Annotated in this window: 14 protein-coding genes; 6 read left to right on the top strand and 8 right to left on the bottom strand. The window is 55.7% G+C overall.

The window, feature by feature from the left end; genetic code table 11:
• Positions 1 to 30 precede the first annotated feature (30 nt).
• A complete protein-coding gene (gene yccS / locus FCN80_RS06470) occupies positions 31 to 2,163 on the top strand; it encodes a YccS family putative transporter (RefSeq protein ID WP_136989187.1) in 2,133 nt (710 codons plus the stop codon).
• 39 nt (positions 2,164 to 2,202) lie between these two features.
• On the opposite strand, the gene FCN80_RS06465 is transcribed toward yccS, so the two are convergent.
• Positions 2,203 to 2,808 carry a TfoX/Sxy family DNA transformation protein gene (locus FCN80_RS06465; RefSeq protein WP_136989185.1) on the bottom strand — a complete coding sequence of 202 codons (606 nt, stop codon included), beginning with the start codon at positions 2,806 to 2,808 and terminating at the stop codon, positions 2,203 to 2,205.
• Positions 2,809 to 3,011: 203 nt separating this feature from the next.
• Between FCN80_RS06465 and sulA the strand changes: the two genes are divergently transcribed.
• Positions 3,012 to 3,518, top strand: a complete 507-nt coding sequence (sulA, locus tag FCN80_RS06460; RefSeq protein WP_136989183.1) for an SOS-induced cell division inhibitor SulA — start codon at positions 3,012 to 3,014, stop codon at positions 3,516 to 3,518.
• Between the two features lie 352 nt (positions 3,519 to 3,870).
• Positions 3,871 to 4,953 (top strand): porin OmpA, encoded by a 1,083-nt coding sequence (gene ompA, locus FCN80_RS06455; protein ID WP_136989181.1) that lies wholly within the window; start codon positions 3,871 to 3,873, stop codon positions 4,951 to 4,953.
• Positions 4,954 to 5,027: 74 nt separating this feature from the next.
• Here ompA and matP read toward each other — a convergent pair whose 3' ends face one another.
• On the bottom strand, positions 5,028 to 5,483 hold the full coding sequence (gene matP, locus FCN80_RS06450) for a macrodomain Ter protein MatP (RefSeq protein ID WP_136989179.1): 456 nt from the start codon (positions 5,481 to 5,483) through the stop codon (positions 5,028 to 5,030).
• A 326-nt stretch (positions 5,484 to 5,809) separates the two neighbouring features.
• Between matP and FCN80_RS06445 the strand changes: the two genes are divergently transcribed.
• Entirely contained in the window at positions 5,810 to 7,441 is a 1,632-nt protein-coding gene (locus tag FCN80_RS06445) for a S16 family serine protease (RefSeq protein ID WP_230492523.1), read from the top strand.
• 76 nt (positions 7,442 to 7,517) lie between these two features.
• Positions 7,518 to 8,036: a bifunctional 3-hydroxydecanoyl-ACP dehydratase/trans-2-decenoyl-ACP isomerase gene (gene fabA / locus FCN80_RS06440; RefSeq protein WP_136989176.1), complete on the top strand. Its 519-nt coding sequence runs from the start codon at positions 7,518 to 7,520 to the stop codon at positions 8,034 to 8,036.
• A 145-nt stretch (positions 8,037 to 8,181) separates the two neighbouring features.
• Here fabA and rmf read toward each other — a convergent pair whose 3' ends face one another.
• The 6 genes from rmf to rlmKL all read right to left on the bottom strand — a co-directional run bounded on the left by rmf (position 8,182) and on the right by rlmKL (position 16,219).
• Positions 8,182 to 8,349 (bottom strand): ribosome modulation factor, encoded by a 168-nt coding sequence (gene rmf, locus FCN80_RS27395; protein WP_136989174.1) that lies wholly within the window; start codon positions 8,347 to 8,349, stop codon positions 8,182 to 8,184.
• Positions 8,350 to 8,613: 264 nt separating this feature from the next.
• Positions 8,614 to 9,171, bottom strand: a complete 558-nt coding sequence (gene pqiC, locus FCN80_RS06430; protein ID WP_136989173.1) for a membrane integrity-associated transporter subunit PqiC — start codon at positions 9,169 to 9,171, stop codon at positions 8,614 to 8,616.
• On the bottom strand, positions 9,168 to 10,811 hold the full coding sequence (gene pqiB, locus FCN80_RS06425) for an intermembrane transport protein PqiB (RefSeq protein ID WP_136989171.1): 1,644 nt from the start codon (positions 10,809 to 10,811) through the stop codon (positions 9,168 to 9,170). Before pqiB ends, pqiC begins: the two co-directional genes overlap by 4 nt.
• The gene (pqiA, locus tag FCN80_RS06420) at positions 10,798 to 12,072 is read right to left on the bottom strand and encodes a membrane integrity-associated transporter subunit PqiA (protein WP_136989169.1); all 1,275 of its coding nucleotides are present in this window, start codon (positions 12,070 to 12,072) and stop codon (positions 10,798 to 10,800) included. Before pqiA ends, pqiB begins: the two co-directional genes overlap by 14 nt.
• A gap of 95 nt (positions 12,073 to 12,167) precedes the next feature.
• A complete protein-coding gene (locus FCN80_RS06415) occupies positions 12,168 to 14,090 on the bottom strand; it encodes an ABC transporter ATP-binding protein (protein WP_136989167.1) in 1,923 nt (640 codons plus the stop codon).
• A gap of 5 nt (positions 14,091 to 14,095) precedes the next feature.
• Complete coding sequence (rlmKL, locus tag FCN80_RS06410; RefSeq protein WP_136989165.1) at positions 14,096 to 16,219, bottom strand: bifunctional 23S rRNA (guanine(2069)-N(7))-methyltransferase RlmK/23S rRNA (guanine(2445)-N(2))-methyltransferase RlmL; 2,124 nt, start codon at positions 16,217 to 16,219, stop codon at positions 14,096 to 14,098.
• Between the two features lie 95 nt (positions 16,220 to 16,314).
• Here rlmKL and FCN80_RS06405 point away from each other — a divergent pair, with 95 nt between their 5' ends.
• Positions 16,315 to 17,418, top strand: coding sequence for a YcbX family protein (locus FCN80_RS06405; RefSeq protein ID WP_136989163.1), 1,104 nt, complete (start codon positions 16,315 to 16,317; stop codon positions 17,416 to 17,418).
• Positions 17,419 to 17,427 lie beyond the last annotated feature (9 nt).

Genomic DNA, 17,427 nt, shown 5'->3' with positions numbered 1-17,427 from the left:
GTTAGCTCGGCCCTGATTAAGGATATCCCTGTGGTCAATGTGGTACCCGGGTTTCGTCGTTTGGCTTTCAATAGCCGCTGGCGATACAACATGCGTATTTTCATCGCCCTGGCCGGCGCCGCGCTGCTACCCTGGCGGCTTGGGACGCCCACACTGACCATACCGCTGACCCTCGGCGTGGTGGCCGCCGCCCTGACGGATTTGGACGATAGGCTTAGCGGCCGATTACGCAATCTGCTTATTACCCTGCTGAGTTTCTTTGTCGCCGCGGTATCCATTGAATTACTTTTTCCCTATCCCTGGATTTTCGGCATCGGACTGGCGGTTTCCACCTGCGGGTTCATTTTGTTGGGCGCGCTGGGGCAGCGTTATGCCACCATCGCATTCGGCGCCCTGCTGATAGCCATCTACACCATGCTCGGCGCACCGCTCTATCCCAATTGGTATCTCCAGCCGGCGCTGCTATTAACCGGAGCCATATGGTACAATCTGCTGACGTTGTTTGGCCATATCCTGTTCCCCATCAGGCCATTACAGGAAAATCTGGCGCTGAGTTATCAGGCGCTGGCGCGTTATCTTGACGCCAAGGCCACTCTTTTCGATCCTGATCTCGACGCAGGGGACGATAACGCCGTCATCGAAGTGGCCATGGCCAATAGCGCCCTGATGACGGCGCTCAATCAAACCAAAGCGTCACTGCTGGCCCGGCTGCGCGGTGATCGCGGCCAACGTGGCACCCGCCGGGCACTGCATTATTATTTTGCGGCGCAAGATATCCATGAGCGAGCCAGTTCCTCTCATGCGCAATACCGGCAATTGCGCGAGCATTTGCGCTTTAGCGACGTGCTGTTCCGCTTCCAGCGCCTGTTGTCCATGCAGGCCCGGGCTTGTGACACCCTTGCGCAGTCCGTGCTGCTGCACCAGAAATACCAGCACGATAGCCGGTTTGAAAACGCCTTCAATCACCTGGACGCGGCGATAACACGCATAGCCGGTCCGGAACAGAGGCAGAGTTTGCAAAGCGTGCTGAATAATCTGCGCGCCATTGACGCGCAATTGGCCACAATCGAATCGGAACAAACCATCGCCCGCGACAATCCGGAAGAAAATAACCTGGCGGATGACAAACTCACCGGGTTCAGCGACATCCGATTACGGATTAGCCGCAATCTTGGTCCCCAATCGGCGCTATTTCGTCACGCCATCCGAATGTCGGCGGTGTTATGCCTGGGCTATGCGTTTATTCAGCTAAGCGGTCTGCGGTATGGCTATTGGATCATGCTGACCAGTCTTTTCGTTTGCCAACCTAATTATCAGGCCACCCGCCGGCGCCTGACCATGCGTATCGCCGGCACCTTGGCGGGCATTCTGCTGAGTCTGCCCATATTGTATTTCGTACCGTCCACGGAAGGCCAACTGCTGCTGATAGTGATAAGCGGTACGTTGTTCTTCGCGTTTCGCCATGGTCAATATGCTCAAGCCACCATGTTTATCACCCTGCTGGTGATGCTCTGTTTCAATTTGCTGGGTGAAGGTTTCGAGGTGGCGTTGCCCAGGGTCTACGACACCCTGCTCGGTTGCGCCATCGCCTGGGCGGCAGTCAGCTTTATCTGGCCGGACTGGCGTTTTCGCCGGCTGCCGGCGACGCTCGATCAGAGTCTGACCGCCAACTGCCGCTATCTGGACGCCATACTGGTGCAATACCATCAGGGCAAGGACAATCGTCTGGATTATCGGGTGGCGAGACGGGATGCGCATAACAGGGATGCCGAGCTGGCGTCGGTGGTGTCCAACATGGCGGCGGAATCCCGCTCGCCCGGCCAAAGCATGGATCTGGCATTCCGGCTCTTATGCCTGAATCATACATTCCTTAGCTATATCTCCACGCTTGGCGCGCATCGGGAAAAACTGGCGTCGTCGACGCTGCTGGGCGTGATGGACGATGCCGTCTGCTATGTGGATGATGCACTGCAATGCCAGGATACGCTGCCGGATCGGGTAAAACGGGAGCGCGAGCGTCTCATTGCCTGTATACAGACCGAGATGCGCGATCCGCAAGCCAAAGAGCAGACCGTCTTAAGGCAGATAGGCTTGCTGCTGGAATTGCTGCCGGAGATAATCGCCTGCCGGCAGCAGATGGGCGAGCGGGTCGACACCGTATGATGCCGCCGCGAAAACGCGGCGGCGTCGGCATCCGACGGCTTAGCGGCAGGACAGACGCTCATACCACTCAAGCAGCTCGCTGCGCTGTAACGGCGGCAACGCGGCGAGATGTCGGCCTGATAGCGCGCCCTCCAGGGCGAACAGGACCTTAACGCCAAGATTTTCCTTGATCTCGCGCAGTTTAAGATAGCTGCTTTTGGCGCCGTAATATCGCAGCGCTTCGATATCCTGAATACCGGCTTTCCACAGCAAGCGCTCAATCCCTTGCCCAATATTGGGCAAATCCTTAAGCCGGGGACAGGACGCCCGCGTCCGACGGTCATGCCGGGATTCGTCCAAAGCATGCCGCGCCAGGGCCAACAACGTATTGCCCCGCGCCCATAAGCGCTCGTCCACATGGTAGTAATTCAGCGATACCGGCACGCCCCGCTTGGTATAGATCAATCTTCGCATGCCTTCGGCGACGAAAATGTGTTCACTTTGGCGGGTACCGCGCAGATAGAGCTCGCCGTCCAGGATAAGCCCGAACATAACTTTGTCGGCGGCGATGCTGTAGCCGCCGAACTGCGAACGGGTCGTTATTTCCCCCAGCGGAGTAAAGAAAAAGGCGGCCTGTGAAATACGCTGCTTATATGAAACTTCCATCCATTTCTCCTTGTTATTGTGTTGGGGACCCTTATTCCATTCAGCCCAACCTATTAAAAATACTGTATTTTCCATGCGGTTTTCAACTTAATCTCCCGCACGACCGGGTTTGTCGGAATTTTTGCGAAGCGGCTTATAAATCGATTGATTTTTGCACGCGCTCAAGATACTGTATTTATATACAGTTAACATGGAGCGCCATTATGCACAGCCAATCACAGGCCCGATTCCCCTCTTGCAGACCAAACCGGACGGAAAGCACGCCAACGCGCCCCCGGGAACCTTCGGTTTCCGGTTTTGTCAGCGAAGTGGTTTATTTCGAGGATCAGTCGATTGTCGCACATATTCTCCTGCCGCTCTTACGCCAGCTGGGATTGCAGGCGCGCTGGCTGCTCTGGCTGACATCCGGGCGCAAATTGAACCGTTCATGGCTTAAGCAAGCCGGATTGCCGCTCGAAAAAATGATGCAGCTACATCGTCCTTCCGGCGACGAAGGGGTCGCCGCCATGGAGAAAGCCTTGCTGACGGGAAATTACAGTGTGATTTTGGGATGGTTTCCGAAGGAACTGACGGCGGAAGACAAGCGCCGTTTATATGAGGCCGCGGCGTTGGGCGAATCTTACGGGTTTATCATCTACCCGCAAAATGGAGCGAGTCGGAGTTCTGGACAGTTTTCGGGGATAAAGATTCATTCTGGCTGGTATCATTGACTCACTTTAAGATTTTTCTCAATGCGGGTTCCGGCACGGAAGTCGGAAAACCCTTTTATTTACCGCAATCCAGTATATATGCGGGTTTCCGCCCGAGTTACCCCACAATCCGCCTACTACTTTGTCATGTTTTTGTTCAATGAAAGATACACGAAACGCTGTTTTTTATTAGCGGCTTACTACATCTTACTTGTAAGTTTCCCACTTCGTTGTAGACTTTAATTCGCCAGGGTTGCTCTATAACGCCTGTTAAACGGCGATGTACAAACTCAGGGCACTGACTCTGGCAATGGAAAATTAAATTAAGCTTTAAGAGCTCATTGCCTATTTGGATGATAACGAGGCGCAAAAAATGAAAAAGACAGCTATCGCACTTGCAGTGGCATTGGCGGGTTTCGCGACCGTAGCGCAAGCCGCTCCCCAAGATAACACCTGGTACGTAGGTGGTAAATTGGGCTGGTCACAATACCACGATACCGGTTTTTACGGTAACGGTTACAACAGCAGCATCGGTAATGGTCCGACCCGCAATGATCAACTGGGCGCTGGTGCTTTTCTCGGTTATCAGGCGAACCCGTATCTGGGGTTTGAACTGGGCTATGACTGGCTGGGCCGCATGGCTTACAAGGGCAGCGTTGACAATGGCGCCTTTAAAGCGCAGGGCATCTCCCTGGCGGCGAAAATCGGCTACCCCATCACCGACGATCTGGACATTTATACCCGTTTGGGCGGCATGGTATGGCGCGCGGACGCCAAAGCGGCCTATAACAACGGCGCCAACGGCCGTCTGAGCGACAACGACACCGGCGTTTCTCCGTTGGCCGCCATCGGCGTGGAATACGCCATCACCAAAGACTGGGCAACCCGTCTGGACTATCAATGGGTTAACAATATCGGCGATGCCGGCACCGTTGGCGCCCGTCCTGATAACGGTCTGTTGAGCGTCGGCGTTTCATACCGCTTCGGCCAGGGCGAACAAGCCGCTCCGGTCGTGGCGCCGCCGGCCCCGGCTCCGGCGCCTGTCGTGCAGACCAAGCACTTCACTCTGCGTTCCGATGTCCTGTTCAACTTCGACAAATCCACGCTGAAACCGGAAGGTCAACAAGCCCTGGATCAACTCTACAGCCAGTTGAGTTCTATGGATCCCAAAGACGGTTCCGTTGTCGTTCTTGGCTTCACTGACCGTATCGGTTCTGAACAGTATAATCTGAAGCTTTCCCAGGCTCGCGCGCAAAGCGTCGTGTCTTACCTGGTTTCCAAGGGTATCCCGTCCGACAAGATTTCCGCCCGTGGTATGGGTGAAGCCAATCCTGTCACCGGCACGACCTGCGACAACGTAAAAGGCCGCGCAGCGCTTATCACTTGCCTGGCGCCGGATCGTCGCGTAGAAATTGAAGTCAAAGGCTATAAAGAAGTCGTTACCCAGCCGCAATAATCCTAAGGTTTTACATCGTGAAAAACCCCGCACAGCGGGGTTTTTTTATACCGGGCATTCGGTCATAAACAGGTCTAAGGGTCTTCGCCCAGGATCGCTTTCAAATCCTGCTTCAACGATGTCATCTGCGAGGCATATTTTTCCTTGCGTTCAGCATCCTCCAGCAAATTGACGATAGTCTCCGACAATGTGTTGCCACGCCGCTGAGCCAACGCCGCCAGTCGTTGCCACACCAGGTACTCCAAATCGATGGATTTTTTCCGGGTATGCTGATGTTCGGCATTGAAATGGCGCTTGCGGCGGGCGCGGATCGTCTGCTTCATACGGTTTTCCAGCGCCGGGTTCATGTTGTCCCGAATCCACCGCGTGATATTCTCCGGTTGATGCTCGCATTGAACCAACTGCTCCACCGCATCTTGCGCAGCGCTGTTTTCCTCATGGCGGGTAATACGTTCACCCTCGCGATGCTTTTTGATAAGGTAGGTCCACTTCCAACCGGTTTCCAAGTTTTCAAGCTGCTGGTATTTCATTGTGCGTCACCTGTGACCGTGTAACGTTAACCAGATAATAACAGTTTCCTGCCGAAAATCCCGCGTCAAGGTCAAATTTCGTTGGTTTTTTGGACACAGCCTCGCTGATTTGTCATAAAATTCATGCAAACCACGTAGCATGAGACGTAGAGGGAGAAATTCTTGTATAATCTACGTTTCCCTGAATAGCAGCGTTACTGATTACCTTGGCCATTACACAATTAGAATGGAAGTATCTGGTTCCAGACCTTTCGCCTTATGCGGCGATATTCGCACAGTCTTATCAGCCCGGTTCGGCGTCGCCCGATATTTTGCAGGCGCGTTTAATGGACGGCCTAGCCCGTTTCTGCCATCCGCTGGCGCCCAGCCGCTTTATGCTGATCACGGCGCAGGAAGAGCAGGAATACTTTCAATTCATTGCCAAAATGGCCGCAAAGGCGCTGCCTGACGGCGCCACGCCGACAGGCGGTCAGTATACGATAACCGGCGCCAGCGTCACGTTGGCCCCTGTCAGCAGTCCCGATGATAATTTCGTCGGTCGGGCAAGGGTGGTTTATCAACCCTGGATCGAGCATGAGCAACTGTTCGGCTGTGTTCGATGCTATCGAGAGGCCATTACGTTGCAGTCCGGCAAAATCCATGAAGCCAACGGCGGGATCCTGATTATCGGCGCCCGTGCGCTAACCAGCCAACCCCTGATGTGGCTGCGTCTAAAGCAGATGATTTTACAACAGCGTTTTGATTGGCTGGCATTGGACGAAACCCGGCCGCTCCCGGTCTCAATTCCATCACTGCCGTTGAATCTGCGTCTGGTGGTGGTCGGCGATCGGGAATCGCTGGCGGAACTCAGCGATCTTGAGCCCGGCCTCACTCAGTTGGCGATGTATGGCGAATTTGAATCCGATCTCCGTCTTATGGAAATCGAGGACATGCAGAACTGGTGCAACTATGTCAACGGGCTGCTGGAAGACCAGTTTTTACCGCCCTTGCCCGCTCAGGCCTGGCCCGAACTTATCCGCCAGGCCATACGTTATAGCGGCGATCAATATCAGTTGCCCTTATGCCCGCAATGGCTGATACGCCGGATCAGAGAAGCGGCGCAATATCGCAAAAGCGATGCCATTGACGCGCAGGCGCTCTATGACAGCAATCAGATTCGTATCTGGCGGGAAAGTTACCTGGCGGAACGGATGCAGAGCGAAATCGCCGAGGGCCAGATTATGGTGGAAACCGACGGCGCCATGGTAGGTCAGGTCAATGCCCTGTCGGTACTGGATTTTCCAGGGCATCCACTGCCATTCGGCGAACCGTCCCGCATCAGTTGCGTCGTGCATCTGGGCGATGGCGAGATCAACGACGTGGAGCGCAAGGCCGAGTTAGGCGGGAATATCCACGCCAAAGGCATGATGATCATGCAGGCCTTTTTAATGTCCTCATTGGAACTGGACCAGCAACTGCCCTTTACCGCCTCCATGGTTTTTGAGCAATCCTACGGGGAAGTGGATGGCGACAGCGCGTCTTTGGCCGAGCTGAGCGCGTTGATAAGCGCCCTGGCGGGCAAGCCCATTACCCAGCGGATAGCGGTGACCGGATCGGTGGATCAGTTCGGTCGGGTCCAGCCTATCGGCGGTTTGAATGAAAAAATTGAAGGCTTTTTCGCCCTTTGTCTGAGCAGAGGGCTGGAGAGCGGGCATGGCGTTATTATTCCCGCCGCCAATGTGCGCCATTTGTGCCTGCAAGAAGAAGTGGTCGACGCGGTGAAGGAAGGCGGATTTCATATCTGGCCGGTGGAGACCATCGACGAGGCGTTGGAATTACTGACCGGGATACCCTACGATCACGAGCAGAAGCCCAATTTAATCGCCTCGATACGCGAGCGTATCGCTTATATTAATCAGCACGAACGCCTGCGTTTACCCTGGGGATTACGCTGGTTGAATTTTTTTAACCAGAATTGACCGGACAGAGTCGACCGATCAGTTACCAGGTTTCATGAGTTGACGTGCACGACCCATTGATAAGGTTTGAATCATTATGTTTGAGAAACGCGAATCCTATACCAAAGAAGACCTGCTTGCCTCGAGCCGCGGAGAACTGTTCGGCAAAGAAGGTCCGCAACTGCCGGCGCCCAACATGCTTATGATGGACCGGGTGGTTAAAATGACCGAAGATGGCGGCAACCATAATAAAGGCTATGTTGAAGCCGAACTGGATATTCATCCGGACATGTGGTTTTTCGGCTGCCACTTTATTGGCGATCCTGTCATGCCGGGTTGTCTGGGACTGGACGCCATGTGGCAATTGGTGGGTTTTTATCTTGGCTGGCTGGGCGGCGAGGGTAAGGGACGCGCATTAGGCGTAGGCGAAGTGAAATTTACCGGCCAGATACTGCCCACGGCGAAAAAAGTCACTTACCGTATCCATTTCCGTCGGGTCGTAAACCGCCGATTGGTCATGGGACTGGCGGATGGAGAGGTGTTGTGCGATGGCCATGTGATTTACACCGCCAGCGACTTGAAAGTCGGCCTGTTCAAAGATACCATGGCATTTTAACCCTTATACTCCCGTTGCTCAGATTGCATCGCGCCGGTAAGTGAGCGAACAGGGTTCATAAAGCGGTAACGCAAGGCATTAATAGTGCCTATAAATTGAAACCTCCGCGTCAAGGCGGAGGTCATTCCCTATGTTGGCAGAGTGGTCAAAAACTAACCGCTCTGTCTTCCATGGCCTTTCGCCACCCTCCCAACCAGTGAGACCGTGCATCCAGAGACTGATACGGACAGAGCTCGCTGGATCGTCCGGAAAGTCCGGCCTGATAACCACGCGAATGAGCACGTTCGAGGCGATCTCGTTTTTGTCTTTTCATGCCTGGTTTTCCTCATCTTGTCTGGTGGAAAGAAAACGGTGATCGCAAACTGGCGATCACATCTTATCTTTAGCGATTATTTCAGCGGAGATCAACGTGACAATTCACATAACTGTCATCACCAAAAGGCATAATGGCCGGTTTTCGTCATAACAAGGCATGAAGAAAGGGAATAAGTCATTAAAAAATAGGCGAGCCAGGTTGGGGAACGGCCGTTCCCCTGTTGCGGCAAAATCCGAAAGCTAACGTTAGAACAATTAATTATTACTGCGTGGCGGCCCATTGTCTGGCGATATTTTGTCCAACCTGTTGCCAGCCTTTTGCCAGTGTTCTTACCAACGCATCATAACCGTCTCCGGGCTGGCTCAGTGCCAAACTGAACGGGTAACGGCGAACCTCGCCGTTATGCGTCAGCAACCATTCCCCGCGTATAATGGCTTTGCCGTCATATCGGCCATGAAAGCCGGTGACGTTGACGTCCAGTGAATCCTGATCGCCAGGGGATTGGCCGGCGGCGACCAGCGTACCGGGCAACGCGTTACCCAGGGTGACCAGCAGGTTTTGCCGCAACTGCTGGGCCAGCGGACTGGCCCAAAGATGACTGCCGGCGGTAACATATTCCACATCGTTTGTTTGGTAAACCACACCATTGCCGGCCAAATAGTCGGCCACGTTCACCCGGGAAACCCATAAATGGCGGCCCGTCGCCGGGACGCCTTGAGCCGTATCCGCCGCCATGGGCAATTGATAGTAACGCGGCTGGGTGTTACCGCTACAGGCCATTAGCAGCACCACTAACGCCAGCAGAATGCCTTTCTTCATTTGTTGGCCCTCTTGGGGGTGGGATCACGGCCCTTGTCGGCCCCGAATACCAGCGCATTGCTCTTCGTATCGAGCGTGCGCAACACCGGTTGTAATTCCCGCAACACCTGTTCCAATCGCTGCATGTTGTCAACCAGCCGGTCATAGGCTTGGGAGCCCGGTTGTAGGCCTCGCATACTGACGTTTAATTCGCGCAGAGTGCGCTGCATATCCTGCGGTAATTGCTGCATCGACGGACTGCGAGTGATGGCGTTAACCGACTTGAGGGTGGTTTGCAGCTCGCGCAGCGTCGCCTGGCTCTGCGACAACGTACGGGTCGCTTCGGTCACCATCGGGTTAAGCGGCAAGCTGTTTATCTTGTCCAGGGTGGTCATCAGTTTTTGTTGAATCTGGGCCAGTCCTGCGCTGGTGGTGGGCAATACGGGATAGCCGTCGACCGTTTTCGGCACGGCACGTTTTTTATCCTGGGGATAAAAATCCAAATCGACATACAACGAACCGGTCAGAAGATTGGCGCTTTTCAACGCCGCCCGCAACCCACTCCCTTCCGCCTGTTGCAAGCGCGCGGCAAAGTCGAAATTGGCGCCCAGCATGCTGACGAAACGGCCCGGTTCAATACGGATCAACACCGGAATCTGGTAGTTATCGTTGATGGTCTGATCGGCGTTGGAGAGGGGAAACGGCGCCTTGGCCACCGTGCCCAGCCGGATGCCGCGAAATTCCACGGGCGCGCCGGGCTGCAAACCGCGTATCGAATCATTGAAGAACAGCAGGAAATCCTTATGGACCGTATACAGCGAGTCGGCGATCATGTTCTTGTTATCGAACAGTTGAAAAGCCTGATTTTCATGGGCCGGGGCGCCCAGTTCCCAGCCAGTCGGCACATCAAAACTGACGCCGCCGCTAAACAACGTGGTCAGCGACCCCATTTCGACCCGCATACCCTGCGCCGACATATCGAACGTAACGCCGCTGTCTTTCCAGAACCGCACATTATCGGTCACCAGCGTGTCATAGGGGGAAGTGATAAACAACTGGTATCGCATCTTGCGACTGTTGGGATCAAAGTAGCTGGTTTGAACCGTGCCCACCCGGAAACCACGAAATAATACCGGATCGCCGGGATTGAGCTGGCCGGATTGCTGACTGTCGAGCTCGATACGGATGCCTTTGGCGTCCGGCGCCGCCAGCGGAGGGTTGTCCAACAAGGTGAAATGCGTGGCTTCCGCCGGATCCCTGCCGGGTTGCAACTGAATGTAGGCGCCGGAGAGCAATGTACCAAGCCCCGTCACGCCTTCACGGCCGATTTGCGGTTTCACCACCCAGAAAGCGGAATCCTTGCGCAATAACTTTTCCATGCCGTTATTGATGCGGGCGGTAATTTCGACTTGTTGTAAATTATCGCTCAGCGCGACGCTTTCCACCGTGCCCACATCCACGCTTCGGCTTTTGATGGCGGTTTTGCCTGCTTCAATACCCTCGGCGCTGGTGGTAACCAGGGTAATTAACTTACCCTGGTGGCTGAAATGATAATAAAGAATCCAGGCGCCGATGAGCACCGTCACCAGGGGAACGATCCAGACCGGCGACCAGCGCTTAATTTTCTCGACACTGGCAACATTCGCATCATGTTCTGTCAACAGAGGACTCCTTTTGCATGCTCGTCTGCGCACGATCCCACAATAATCGGGGATCAAAAGTATGCGCGGCCACCATAGTGATGATCACCACCAAAGCAAACAACACCACGCCAGAACCCGGTCTGATACTCATCAGTTGTCCCATTCTGACCAGCCCCGACAATACCGCCATAACAAACACGTCGATCATCGACCAACGGCCCACCAACTCCACTATCCGGTAGATAAAATGCATGCGTTCGCTATCGGCCTTTCGAAGGCCCCGATCTTGGGCATCCCAGCACAGCCAGCACAATGCGATCATTTTCAATGCCGGCACCATGATGCTGGCGATAAAAATGACCAGCGCTACCGGATAGGATCCATCCTGCCAAAGCAGGATAACGCCGGCCATAATCGTGGAATCCAACCGGTGGCCCAAGGCCTCGGTAATCATCATCGGCAGGATATTGGCCGGTATATACAACATCAGCGAGGTGACGAGCAGCGCCATTGTCCATTGCAGGCTATAGGGCCTGCGCGCATGCTCGCGGGTCCGGCAACGCGGGCAGACCCGCTGCCCGGCAGGCAGGATCAAGGTACAGCAGGTACAGGCGCGTAACTGCTGGGACAAACCGCTGACGCCGGTTTTGTAATGGGTGACCGGCGAGGTCATTGGCATGATGTTGTTCCATAACCAGCGCTTATCAATGCATTGGAATGCCCGTTGCTGCAACAGGCAAAACAAGCAATACGGCAGGAAACTCAGACCGACCCCGATATCGCCGTAAGCCATCAGTTTAACAAAACTGACCAGTACGCCGGCCAGGAAAATTTCCGCCATTCCCCAATTACGCAGCGCAAACAACAGCTTGGCGAGGAACGCCTGTAATCTGAAAGACAATCCGGCACGCAGGCACAATACAATAATCGCGCACATGCAAAATGCGGGGATCAATTGGACGAACAGCAGGAACAGCACGGCCAGAAGTGAAAAATGGTCCGCCTGCATTACCGCGGGAATGGACGGTAGGGTAATTTGATTACCAAGTCCGGAGACGTGCATGTTCACGAATGGGAAGAGATCCGCTAACACCAGCATGACCAAGGCGCTTGCGGCAAAACTCACGGGTTGCAGGCGGGGATTGGTCCATCGGCTTATCAGCGTATTGCGGCAGCGTGGACACAGGGCCCGCTGCCCGTCCCGCAAGACAGGCAGCGCGACCAGCAAATCGCAATGCGGGCATAAAACTCCCGGCGCTTTTTTGTCGACAGGCGGCATAGCTCCCCTCGCTCAATGAATCAAACATCCTATCGCCGCCGCACAGGCGGCACGGCAAGCCCGTCGGAAAAATCGCCGCGATCGAAACGGATAATCTACTCTTTGCCGACTTTCAGCGCTTCCAACGCCTCCCAGCGGGCAAACGCCTGTTCCTGCGCCTGCTCCGCCGCCGCCATGGCGGTCAGCACCGCTTGCGTTTTGTCATAGGGTTGGCTGAAAAAATCCGGGCTGGCGATTTGCCCTTGCAAAGCATCGATTTCCTGTTCCAACTGTTCAATGAGCTGCGGCATCCCCTCCAACTCACGCTGAAGCGTATAGCTTAGTTTATTGGCACGCTTTGCCGGTTGATTTTTCGAGGCATTGCCGGTTTTTTTTTCATGTGCGGCGACGGCGGACGTCGGCGCGGAGCGCAATGCCATCCGGTTACCGCGTTGTTCCTGAGCGTCGAAATACCCGCCCACATAGCTGCCGATTTGGCCGTCTCCCTCGAAAATCCAGCATTCGGTGACGGAATTGTCCACGAATTGCCGATCATGGCTGACCAGCAACACCGTGCCCTGATACCCGTCAATGAGTTCTTCCAGAAGCTCCAAGGTTTCTACATCCAGATCATTGGTCGGTTCATCAAGGATTAGCAGATTGCTGGGGTTCAAAAACAGCTTGGCCAGCAAGAGTCGGTTGCGCTCCCCGCCCGAAAGGGCTTTGACCGGCGTCATCGCGCGTTTGGGATGAAAAAGGAAATCCTGCAGGTAGCCCAATACATGGCGGGGACTGCCGTTAACCATCACCTCCTGTTTCCCTTCCGCCAGATTGTCCATCACGGTACGTTCGGGATCCAACTCGGCGCGATGCTGGTCGAAATAAGCCGTTTCCAACTTGGTCCCGCGGCGTATAACACCGCTGTCCTGTGCCAGTTGGCCGAGCATCAGCTTCAACAATGTCGTTTTACCGCAGCCATTTGGGCCGATTAGGGCAATTTTATCGCCCCGCATCACCTGGGCGCTAAAATGGCTGACCAGCGTTTTGTCCGGGAGACGGTACCCGACATCCTCCAGCTCGAAGACAATCTTGCCGGAACGCGCGGCTTCCTCCACCCGCATTTTGGCGCCGCCCTGCACTTCCCGGCGCTCGCTCCGCTCTTGCCGCAGCGCTTTTAATGCCCTGACCCGCCCTTCATTGCGGGTACGCCGCGCTTTGATGCCTTGTCTGATCCAGACTTCTTCCTGGGCCAGGCGCCGATCGAACTCGGCGTTTTGCAACTCCTGAACCCGCAGTTCTTCTGCTTTGCCGGCAAGGTATTTATCATAATCACCGGGCCAGGACACCAGCTTGCCGCGATCCAGATCAACGATGCGCGTGGCCATACCGCGAATAAACGCGCGATCGTGGGAGATAAAAATGATGCTGCCCGTGAAGTTTTTGAGAAAATTTTCCAGCCAGTCGATGGTTTCAATATCCAGATGGTTGGTGGGCTCGTCCAACAGCAATATATCCGGTGAGCAAACCAACGCCCGGCCTAACGCCGCTTTGCGCAGCCAGCCGCCCGACAAGGCCGATAAATCGGTATTGGCGTCCAATCCCAGCAGGCTCACCACTTCATTGATGCGTTTTTCCAGATGCCATAGATTCTGATGATCAAGCTTTTCTTGCAATCGCCCCATTTCCGCCAGATTTTTTTCACTCGGATCCCGCTCCACCGCGTGGGAGGCGGTGTGATACGCTTTGAGAATTTCCGCCTGGGCCTGTACCCCCTCGGCGACGAAATCATAGACGCTGCCGGTCACATTGCGCGGCGGGTCTTGCTGTAAACGGGCGACGATCACATCCTGTTCGAAAACCAGTTGCCCGTCATCCAGCGGAATTTCACGATTGAGAATTTTCAGTAAAGTGGACTTGCCGGCGCCATTGCGCCCGACCAGGCAGACCCGCTCGTTGCGCTCAATATGCAGTTCGGTATTGTCCAGAAGCGGCGCATCGCTAAAGGACAGCCAGGCGCCGGAAAGACTAATCAATGACATGGCATTCAATCCTGATCGGCATGGCTTATCAGCCAGCAATTGTGTATATGGCGATTACGGGCGAAGTCCGGCGAGCGGGTGCGCTCGGTGATGGATTGGGCGGCGAGTCCCCATTTTTTCATCCCGTCGGCGTCTAGCCGGAAGCCGCGCTTATTGTTGGAAAACATGATGGAACCGCCTGGCCGCAACAACCGTTTCAGCGCTTTCATGAGCGTCAGATGATCCCGCTGCACGTCGAAACTCTCCGACATACGTTTAGAATTGGAGAAAGTCGGCGGATCAATGAAAATCACATCGAATGTTTCACGGCAACCCTCGAGCCAGGCCAGGCAATCCGCCTGGATCAAGCGGTGCGGTCTGCCGGTCAGGCCGTTGCTGCGCAGGTTTTTTTCCGCCCACTCCAGATATGTGCGGGACATGTCCACCGATGTGGTGGACCGGGCGCCGCCCAGGCCGGCGTGGACGCTGGCGGCGCCGGTATAGGCGAACAGGTTGAGAAAATCCTTGCCCCGGCTCATCCGTCCCAGCATTCTGCGGGCGATACGATGATCGAGAAACAATCCGGTATCCAGGTAATCGGTCAAATTGACCCATAACTTGGCATCATACTCGTTCATCAGCAGGAACTCGCCTTTTTGCGCCAGCTTTTCATATTGACTGTGGCCTTTTTGCCGTTCGCGGGCCTTCACCACAAGCCGGTCGGCGGGTGTGGCGGTCACCGCCAGCGTGGCGGCGATGGCATCGTATAACCGCTGCCGCGCCCGCTTGGGATCCACGGTTTTCGGCGCGACGTATTCCTGCACGACCAGCCATGAACCGTAACGGTCAACCGCCACATTGTACTCCGGCAAGTCGGCATCATAAATTCGATAACACTCCAGGCCCTCGCCGGCGGCCCATTTTTCCAGGCCGCGCAAGTTTTTCCGCAGCCGATTGGCAAAATCTTCGGCAACCGGGCGCAGCGCCTCGACGGCGACTGGCGCATCGGCCAGTTGATAATTTTTCTGTTCGCAGTCCAGCGGACCGTTTTTGGCTTTGAAAGTGCGCTCGGCGCGTAATTGCAATGCGTCGAGCAAAGCCGGCGATCCGCTAAACAGCGATAAACGCCAGCCGCCGAAGCGGGCTTTCATCACGCGTCCCAACTGGTTGTGCAAGGCAATCAGCGCCGGTTCGCTTTCCAGCCGTTCGCCATAGGGCGGATTGCTTACCACGGTTCCCACGGGGCCGTCAGGCAAGGGATTTTCCAGATTGGCGACGTCCCGCACCGCCAGTGTCACTAATGTCCCGACGCCGGCACGACGGGCGTTGGCGCGGGCTTTGTCCAGTACCCGCGCATCGTTATCCGAGCCGAAAAACAACGGCGCGCACCGCTCGGTGCCAAGCCGGGCCCGTTCGGCGGCCTCGGATGCCACCGCTTGCCAGACCGCCGGCGCGTGACCGCGCCAGGCGGCGAAACCCCACTGCCGGCGTAATAATCCCGGCGCACGATCCGTCGCCATCAAGGCCGCTTCAATGAGCAGTGTTCCTGAACCGCACAACGGGTCCATCAGTGGAGTGCCCGGCCGCCAGCCGGAACGCAGGATAATGGCGGCGGCCAGGTTTTCCTTGAGGGGCGCCTGTCCGGCGCCGTCACGATAGCCGCGCTGGTGCAACCCGCCACCGCCCAGATCGAGGGAAATCACCGCATGATCACGATGCAAAAACACCTGAATGGCAATATCGGGTTGTTGTCTGGCCACATCGGGACGCTGTCCCAGACGCTCGTTGAAACTGTCGACTATGGCGTCCTTGACTTTGAGCGTGCCATATTGGCTGTTGCGGATAACCTGGCTGGTGCCGCTAAAACGCACCACAAAGCTTTTGTCCACCGGGAATACCGCCGGCCAGTCCACCTCACGGGCCCCCTGATACAAATCCTGATCGCTCTTCACGTCGAATTCGCCAAGGGGCAAGAAAACCCTCGAGGCCAGACGACTCCATAGCAGGCTGAGGTAAAGTCCCCGGGAGTCGGTAGTATAATGCACGCCGCCCAGAGCGATTTTACACTGCCCGGCGCCGAGTGACTCCAATTCGCTTTTCAGCAGTTCTTCCAAACCTTGTGCCGTACTGGCAAAGAGTACATATGTCATGGCGCCTATCATCAGAAAAGAAATTTGTTGCGCATTATAGCCAATCCGGACTCATTGTCATAAAGTTGCCTAATTGAATCCGCCAGGCAGGCAATATGCTCAGTTTATCGAGAATTTATATCCATCCCGTCAAATCCATGCGCGGGATGCAAGTCTCGCACGCGCTGGTCAGCGATCAAGGGTTGGCGGGGGACCGATGTTGGATGCTGACTGAAACGGACGGCACCTTCATTACCGCCCGCCAATTTCCGCAGATGGTCTTGTTCACGCCAGTGGCGGTGGCCGACGGTGTGCATATCGGCGCGCCGGACGGCAGCGGCATCCTGGCCCGTTACGCCGATTTTACGGCCAGCGCGCATCCCACCGAAGTGTGGGGCAACCATTTCAACGCCCGCATCGCCGCCGATGCCGTCAATCACTGGCTGAGCGGATATTTCCATCGGCCGGTGCAATTACGCTGGACGGGGCCGCAAAGCAGCAGGCGGGTCAAACGGTATCCGGAAATCCCGCTTTCCTTCGCCGATGGTTTTCCCTACCTGCTTATCAATGAGGCGTCGTTCAACGATTTGCAGCGCCGATGTCCAAGCGGCATCAAGCTGGCCCAGTTCCGACCCAATCTGGTGATAACCGGCGCCGAACCTTATGCCGAGGATCGCTGGCGAACCCTACGGATCGGCGAGGAGATTTTCGAGGTAACCAAACCTTGCAGTCGTTGCGTGCTGACCACCGTCAATATTGAGCGGGGCTGCAAACACGCCGCCGCCGAACCTTTGCGAACCTTGCGGCGTTACCGGACCGCCGATAACGGCGATGTGGATTTTGGCTTAAATATGCTGTCACGCGGCCACGGCATCATCCGGCTTGGCGATAAGGTGGAGATTATCGACGAACATGCCCCCCGCCGCTACGGCCCCGGCCAAATCGGCGAAACCTTCGCAACGCCCGAGGGCGAACAGCAAAACGTGCAAATCGATTATAAAGGCCGGACATTCACCGGCAACAATCGGCAGGTGCTACTTGAGCAACTGGAACAGCAGGGCATCCGCGTGCCTTATTCCTGTCGGGCGGGACTGTGCGGCACCTGCCGGGTGGCATTGCAGACGGGTGAAGTCGCTCCGCTCACCGCCAGCGCGGTGGAAAAGCCGGGCAGCGTGCTCGCCTGCAGTTGCATTCCTAAAACCGATCTCCGGCTGGGCTGAGCCACGGGA

Origin of the sequence: Martelella alba (assembly GCF_005217455.1) — a bacterium.
Lineage (GTDB): Bacteria > Pseudomonadota > Gammaproteobacteria > Enterobacterales > Enterobacteriaceae > Acerihabitans.
This window is presented reverse-complemented; position numbering and strand designations above follow the sequence as displayed.